Annotated in this window: 7 protein-coding genes; all 7 read left to right on the top strand. The window is 72.3% G+C overall.

The features are described from left to right. On the top strand, positions 1-903 hold a 903-nt coding region (gene rfbG, locus ACZO3G_RS10650; RefSeq protein ID WP_486847168.1), incomplete at its 5' end, for a CDP-glucose 4,6-dehydratase. Continuing rightward, positions 900-1,454: a dTDP-4-dehydrorhamnose 3,5-epimerase family protein gene (locus tag ACZO3G_RS10645; RefSeq protein WP_276872503.1), complete on the top strand. Its 555-nt coding sequence runs from the start codon at positions 900-902 to the stop codon at positions 1,452-1,454. The genes rfbG and ACZO3G_RS10645, both read left to right, overlap by 4 nt. Then, positions 1,451-2,470: a glycosyltransferase family 8 protein gene (locus ACZO3G_RS10640; protein ID WP_276872504.1), complete on the top strand. Its 1,020-nt coding sequence runs from the start codon at positions 1,451-1,453 to the stop codon at positions 2,468-2,470. Before ACZO3G_RS10645 ends, ACZO3G_RS10640 begins: the two co-directional genes overlap by 4 nt. Further along, a complete protein-coding gene (locus ACZO3G_RS10635) occupies positions 2,467-3,678 on the top strand; it encodes a glycosyltransferase family 4 protein (RefSeq protein WP_276872505.1) in 1,212 nt (403 codons plus the stop codon). Before ACZO3G_RS10640 ends, ACZO3G_RS10635 begins: the two co-directional genes overlap by 4 nt. Beyond that, positions 3,675-4,805, top strand: a complete 1,131-nt coding sequence (locus tag ACZO3G_RS10630) for a glycosyltransferase (protein ID WP_276872506.1) — start codon at positions 3,675-3,677, stop codon at positions 4,803-4,805. Before ACZO3G_RS10635 ends, ACZO3G_RS10630 begins: the two co-directional genes overlap by 4 nt. Beyond that, positions 4,802-5,956, top strand: coding sequence for an O-antigen ligase family protein (locus ACZO3G_RS10625; RefSeq protein WP_276872507.1), 1,155 nt, complete (start codon positions 4,802-4,804; stop codon positions 5,954-5,956). The genes ACZO3G_RS10630 and ACZO3G_RS10625 overlap by 4 nt, the downstream gene beginning before the upstream one ends. Then, positions 5,953-7,110: a polysaccharide pyruvyl transferase family protein gene (locus ACZO3G_RS10620; RefSeq protein WP_288234436.1), complete on the top strand. Its 1,158-nt coding sequence runs from the start codon at positions 5,953-5,955 to the stop codon at positions 7,108-7,110. Before ACZO3G_RS10625 ends, ACZO3G_RS10620 begins: the two co-directional genes overlap by 4 nt. Positions 7,111-7,155: the final 45 nt, after the last annotated feature.

The raw sequence follows: 7,155 nt of genomic DNA, 5'->3' as shown, positions 1-7,155 counted from the left end.
CTGCGTTCGGTCATGGGGGACATCCGGGACCCGGGCCCTCTCGAAAGGCTCTTCGACGCGTTTCGGCCCGAGGTGGTCTTCCACCTCGCGGCCCAGCCGATCGTGCGGGAGGGCTACCGCGACCCCGCCGGCACCTTTGACGTCAACCTGATGGGTACGGTGCGCCTGCTGGACTGCGTCCGGCGGCATCCGGGCGTGCGCTCGGTCCTCGTCGTCACGACCGACAAGGTCTATCGGAACGGCGGCACCGGCCGCCCCTTCCGGGAGGAGGACCCGCTCGGCGGGGCGGACCCCTACGCGGGCAGCAAGTCGTGTGCCGAGCTGGCGGTGCGGAGCTATGCGGAATCCTTCTTTGCTTCCGGCCCGGCCGTCTCGACCGCGCGGGCGGGCAATGTGATCGGCGGCGGGGACTTTGCGCCCGGGCGCATCCTGCCCGACTGCGTGCGCGCCGTGCTGTCGGGGGAACCCGTGCGGCTGCGGCATCCCGGCTCGGTGCGGCCCTACCAGCATGTGCTCGAGGCGCTCTGCGCCTACCTGCTGATTGCCGCGGCGCAGGAGGGGGACCCCGCGCTCGCGGGCTGCTACAACGTCGGTCCCGGCGCGGAGGGCCGGGTTACGACGGGGGAGCTGGCGGATCTCTTCTGCGGGGCGTGGGGAGAAGGCGCCTCGTGGATTTCCGCTCCGGACGGCGGCCCGCCCGAGGCGGACACGCTCCTGCTCGACTGCGGAAAGTTGGAGGCTCGGCTCGGCTGGCGGCCGCTGTGGGGAATCGAGACCGCCGTCGAAAAGACGGTGGAATGGACGAAATGCCATGCGGCGGGGGAGGGCGCGGCGGACTGCGCCCGCCGCCAGATGGCGGAATATCTGCGCCTCTTTGACGGCGGGGACGGAGGGAAAGCATGATCCGGCCATTTTCCTTTGCGCCCGCCGGGCTGGCGGGCGCTTACCGCATCTGGCCGCAGCGGTTCTCCGACGGGCGCGGGTGCCTCTGCAAGGACTATTCCCGCGAAATCTTCCGGGAGGCGGGCATCGACTTTTGTCCGGCGGAGACCTTCTGGACCGAGTCGGCCGGGGGCGTGCTGCGCGGGCTGCACTTCCAGCGGGGGCAGGATAAGCTGGTCCGCTGCGTCTCGGGGCGGGTCTACGACGTGCTCGCCGACCTGCGGCCCGGCTCCGCCACCTTTGGGCGGTGGCGGGCGTTCGAGCTCTCAGGGGAATCGGGCGAGTGCCTCTATCTCCCCGACGGGGTGGCGCACGGCTATCTCGCGCTCGAGCGGTCAATGGTCGCCTATTCCTGCGGCGCGGGCTACGATCCCGCGCGGGAGGGAGGCGTGCGCTGGGACGATCCGGGCCTCGCGGTCGAATGGCCGCTCGAGGGGGACGCCCGCCCCATCCTCTCGGAGCGGGACCGGTCGCTGCCCGGCCTGCGGGAGCTCTGCGGGGGAGCGCCGTGAACGTCGTCTACGCGAGCAGCGGCGGCTACGCCGAAATTGCCGGAATTTCGATGCGCTCCCTCTTCGAGAGCAACCGGGATGTGGAGGAGCTTGCCGTCTGGATGGTCGACTGCGGGATCGGCGGGGAGGATCGGCGAAAGCTGCTGAGCGTCGCGGTGGAGTACGGCCGGGCGCTCTTTTTCGTGCGCGGCGTCGACCCCGCCGAACGGGCGGGGATCTCCGTCGCTGCGGGCCGCTGGCACCCCGCGACCTTCCAGCGCCTCTTTCTCGGTTCCCTGCTGCCCCCGGAGGCGGAGCGGGTCCTCTACCTCGACTGCGACACCCTCGTGCGCCGTCCGCTCACCCCGCTCTGGGAGCGACCGTTCGGCCCCTCCAGCGCGCTCGGCGTGGATGACTGCCGCAGCGGGCGGTATGCCGCCGAGCTGGGGCTGCCCCCCGACGCGCCCTACGTGGGCAGCGGCGTGCTGCTCCTCAACCTGGCGCGCTGGCGGCGGGAGGGGACGGAGGAACGGTTCCTTGCATTTTTGCGGGCGCGCGGCGGCGACGTGACCTACGTCGACCAGGGGGTGCTCAACGGCACGCTCGGCGCGTTGGGGCAGACGGGCGCGCTCCCGCCCCGGTTCGGCGCGCCCACCGTCCTCTTCGATTTTCCCTACCGCGACCTGCTCCGCCTGCGAAGGCCCGCCCGCCCGCCCACCGAGGCGGAGTGGCGTGCGGCGGTGGAGGATCCGGCGGTCGTGCACTTCACCGCCTGCTTCTATTCGGGGAGCCGCCCGTGGAACGCGGGCTGCCCGCACCCCTTCGCGGCGGAGTATCTCGCGCACAAGGCCGCCTCCCCCTGGCGGGAGGAGCCGCCGCGCCCGGACGGGCGCGGGCCGGTCGGCCGCCTGACGACCGCCGCCGCGCATCTGCTCCCCCGAGGGCTGATGCTGGCGGTGATGTCGTTCTTGCACGCGCGCGCCTATCCGTGGGCGCGCGGGGTGAAAAGCCGGATGCGAAGGAGGCGGCGCGGATGAAGATCCTGCTGGTCAACCGCTACCACTATCCCGTGGGCGGCACCGAAACCTACCTCTTCGCGCTCGACCGGATGCTGCGGGAGGCGGGGCATCAGGTCCGTCACTTTTCGGCGGCGGACCCGCGAAACCTGCCCTGCGGCGAGGCGGAATTCTTCGCGCGGCCGCTCGACCCCCAAAAGCGCCCGTTCGACGCGGCGCGGATGCTCTGGAACGGGGAGGCCGCCCGAAAGCTCGACGCCCTGCTCGCGCGGGAGCGCCCGGACGTCGCGCACCTGAATCTTGTGCACCACAGCCTGACCCTGTCGATCCTCGGGCCGCTCGCACGGCGGAAGATCCCCGTCGTCTGGACGGTGCACGACCTGCTGCCTCTCTGCCCCAACCACCTGATGCTGCGGGCGGGGAAGCCCTGCGAGGACTGCCTGCGAGGGGGATACCGCGCCTGTCTCCTGCACCGGTGCGTCGGCGGCTCCGTCTCAAAAAGCCTCGCGGGGAGTTTTGAGACATGGGCCGCCCGCCGCCTGCGCCTCTACGACAAGGTCGGCTGCTTCATCGCGCCGTCCGAATGCTACCGGGCGCTTTTGGAGCGCACGGGATTTTCCCGCGCGCCCGTCCTGCACCTGCCGAATCCCCTGCCGCCCGGCACGGCGTTCGATTACACGCCGCCCGAGGGGGACTACATCCTCTACTGCGGGCGGCTTTCGGAGGAGAAGGGCCTCTTCCCGCTGCTCGAGGCGGCAAAACGGCTCGGCGCGCCGCTCGTCGTCGCGGGGGAAGGCCCCCTGAAAAGCGCGCTGGAGGCGGCGGCCGCGCGGGGAGGCTCCCGCGTGTCCTTCCGCGGCCGGGTGGAGGGGGAGGCCCTGCGGAAGCTCTACCGGGGCGCGAAGTGCGTGGCCGTCCCCTCCCTCTGGCGGGAGGCGAGCGGGTACGCGGCCTGCGAGGCGATGGCGGCGGGCCGGGTCGTGGCCGCGTCGCGCGCCGGCGGTCTGGCCGAGCACGTCGCGGACGGGGAGACGGGCTTCCTCGTCCCGCCGGGCGACGCGGACGCGCTCACAAAGGCGCTCTCCCGCGCGCTCGCCCTTCCGCCCGCGGAATATGAGCGGATGGGCCGCGCCGCCGTGAAGCGCGCGCGGGAAATGTTTTCCGCCGGGGCGGTCCGCGGGCGGCTGCTCGCAATCTATCAAACGCTCTGCGAGGGGGAAACGCCGTGAACATTTTGCATATCGCGCCCTCCGTCCGCATCGGCGGGGTGGGGTCGCTGCTCGCCGGGCTGCTGCCCCGGCTCGACCGGGAGCGGTTTCGCTGCGAGGTGCTCGCGGAGGCGGACCCGGCGGGGCCGGGCGCGAACCGGCGTGCCCTCGAGGCGGCGGGGATTCCCGTCCGCCCCATCCCGCCGCGCGTGGGAAGCCTGCGGGAAAACCTGCGCGCCGTGGACGCGGCGCTCCTGGCGGGAAGCTACGACGCCGTCCACCTGCACCTCGAGGAGTGGTCCGCCCTCTACGCGTTTTTGGCGCGGCGGCGCGGGGTGCCGGCGCGCATTGTGCACGCCCACCTCGCGGGCGTCCGCCTGCCGTTCCGGTTTACCGCGCGGCGGCTTGCCCGCCCGGCGGCGCTGGCGCTTCTGCGCGGCTTCATGCGCCGCGAGGCCACCCACCGCGCCGCCTGCTCCGACGACGCGGGGCGCTGGCTCTTCGGGGACGCGCCGTTCACCATGCTTCCCAACGCGGTCGACACCGCGCGGTTCGGCTTTTCCGCCGACGTCCGGCGGCGGACGCGCGCGGCGCTGGGGCTCGGGGAGGCGTTCACTGTCGGCTGCGCCGCGCGCTTCGACCAGCAGAAGAACCTGCCCTTCCTGCTCGCGCTCTTCGCGGAGCTGCGGCGGCGCGAACCGGACGCCCTGCTGCTGCTCGCGGGCGACGGGGAGGAGGGGCCCGCCCTGCGCGCCGAGGCCGGGCGGCTGGGGATCGCGGGGGCGGTGCGCTTTTTGGGCGCGCGGGAGGACGTGCCCGCGCTCCTTCAGGCGATGGACGCGTTCGCGCTGCCCACCCGGTACGAGGGCTTCGGCATCGCCCTGCTCGAGGCGCAGGCGGCGGGTCTGCCCTGCTTCGCCCCCGATGGCGCGGTGCCGCGCGAAGCGGCCGTCACCGGGCTTTTGCGGCTCCTGCCGCCCGGGCTTTCCGCCGCCGGATGGGCGGGGGAAATTCTCGCCGCGAAGGGGCTCCCGAGAAGATGCCGCGCGGAAGAGGTCGAAGCCGCGGGCTGCGGCGCCGAAACAGCGGCGCGGCGGCTGGAAGCCCTCTATGAACGCTGCCGCGCGGAGAGGGGGCGGGGCCTTTGAGACTGCTTCAAAGCCGCGCCTACCTCTTCGTGACCTTCCTGCTCCTCTATAAGCCCGTCTGCGTCTCCGACCTGCCGGCGCTGGCGGCGCTCGACCGGGCATGGGACGCGGCGCGCTACCTCGCGGTGGGGGCGGGGCTGCTCGTCTGGCTCATTTTCTACCGCAGCCTCTCCAAGTGGATGCTCGCCCTCGCCGCTTTCTGCGGCGCGCGCCTGCTGACCACCTGGTCCCGCCTCGGCAGCTTCGGTTCCACCCTGCCGATGATCGTCGTCAGCACCCTTTCGGCCGCCGCCATCACGGAAATGGCGGTCCGCACCGGCCGCCGGGCGTTCCTCGACGGCGCGTCCCTCGCGCTCGGGCTGCTCACGGCGGCGCACTTTGCGACGGTGCTCGCCTTTCCGGGCGGCATGTACGCGACGGCGGCCTACCGCGAAAACTATCTGCTCGGCTACGACAACGCCGCGCTCACCACCCTGCTGCCCGCCGTCTGCCTCGCCGCCCTGCGGGACTGCGAGCGGGGGCGGCGGCTGTCCGTCCGGACGGCGGCGGTCTGCGCCTGCGCGGCCGGGGCGGCCTGCCGGTCGTGGACGGTGACCTCCGCCGCCGTGACGCTGCTCTTCCTGCTGACTGTGCTCCTCTCCGCCGCCGGGTGGAGGCCCCGCGTTGTAAACGCGGGGACGGCGCTCGCCGGGAACGCGCTGGTCTTCACGGGGCTCGTCTGCTTTGGGGTGCAGGAGCGGTTTTCCCGCTTCCTCGAGCGGGCCCTCCACAAGGACGCGACCCTCTCGGGGCGCGCGTGGATTTGGGAGCGCGCGGGGGATGCCTTCGCGCGTTCCCCGCTGACCGGCGTGGGCCTGCCCGAGCCGGCGGAGGCCCGCGCCCTCATCGGCGCCACCCACGCGCACAACTTCTACCTCGACCTTGCGTTCACCGGCGGGCTTGTCTGCGTGGCGGCGTTTTTCCTGCTGCTTTTCCTCTGCGCGCGGCGGCTGTGGCGCTTCCGGAAAACGCGCGCGGGCTTCCTGCTCACGGCGGCGTTCGGCTGCCTGCTGCTCGCCTTCCAGATGGAGCCCTACCGGTTTCACAACTTCCTGCTCTTTACCCTCTGCTTCTTTGCGGGGGAATTTTCCACGGGGGAGGCGGCGCCATGAAGCCGCTCGCGGTCGCCTCCTGCTGGCAGGTCCCAAACTACGGGAGCGTCCTGCAGGCGTACGCCACGCAGGCGGCGCTGGACAGTCTTGGCGTGCCGAACGAGACGCTCTGGTACGAACCGGAACGGAGCCTGCCCGAAAGGCTCCGCCGCCTCCGGCTCGACCCGGCCCGCGTCGGGCGCAGGCTCGCCCGTGCGGCGGATTCGGCGCGCGAAGCGCGCCTCGGCCACGGGGCGGCCGCGGGCCGCGCTGCGCGCGCGGAGGCGCTCGGGAAATTCGCGCGGGAATATCTGCGCCTCTCCCCCCGCCTTTGCGGCAGGGCGGCGCTCGAGGGGGCCGTGCCCGGCTACGGAGCGTTCCTCTCGGGCAGCGACCAGCTCTGGCACCCCGCCAACTACCCGGACGGCTTTTATACGCTCGATTTCGTCCCGGAGGAGGTCCCGAAGCTCGCCTGGGCGGCGAGCTTCGGGGTGGGCCGCCTCTCTGTCCGCCAGCGGCGGACAGCCGCCCGGTTCCTCCGCCGGTTCGACTGGATTTCCGCGCGGGAGGAGTCGGGCCGCGCGCTGATCGGAGAGCTGTCCGGGCGGGAGGTCCCGCTCGCCGCCGACCCGGTCCTGCTCCTGCCGCCCGGGAAATGGCGCGTGCTCGAAAAGCCCGCGCCGCTCCCCGCGGGCGGCTATCTGCTCTGTTATTTTCTCGGCCGAAACCCCGCCCACCGGGAGTTTGCCGCCCGTCTGCGGGAGGCGTCCGGCCTGCCCGTCGCGGCGCTTCCCCACCTCGACGGGGCCGTCTCAGCCGACCGCGGTTACGCGGACATCCCGCTTTACGGGCTTTCGCCCGGGGAGTTTCTGTCCCTCGTCGACGGCGCGGCCTGCGTGTTCACCGACTCCTACCACTGCACGGCGTTTTCCGCCCTCCTCGGCACGCGCTTTTACCTGTTCGACCGCTTTTTGTCCGGCGCGCGAGGCTCCACCAACACCCGATTGGACACGCTGCTTCCCCTGCTCGGTCTGGAGGACCGGCGGATTTCGTCCGGCGCTTTTGCCGCCGGGCCGCCCGGGCCGCTGCCGGCCGGGACCCCGGCGCGGCTGGAAGCCCTGCGGGAAAGGTCGCTGGAGCTGCTGCGCGGCGCGCTCGAAGGGGCGGGCATGTGAAAGAAGATTGACGAACAGGCGGGAATCGAATATGATGGGAACAGG

This window comes from Anaerotruncus sp., assembly GCF_057433415.1.
Note: the sequence above shows the minus strand (reverse complement) of the source record. Positions and strands in the feature narration are given on the sequence as shown.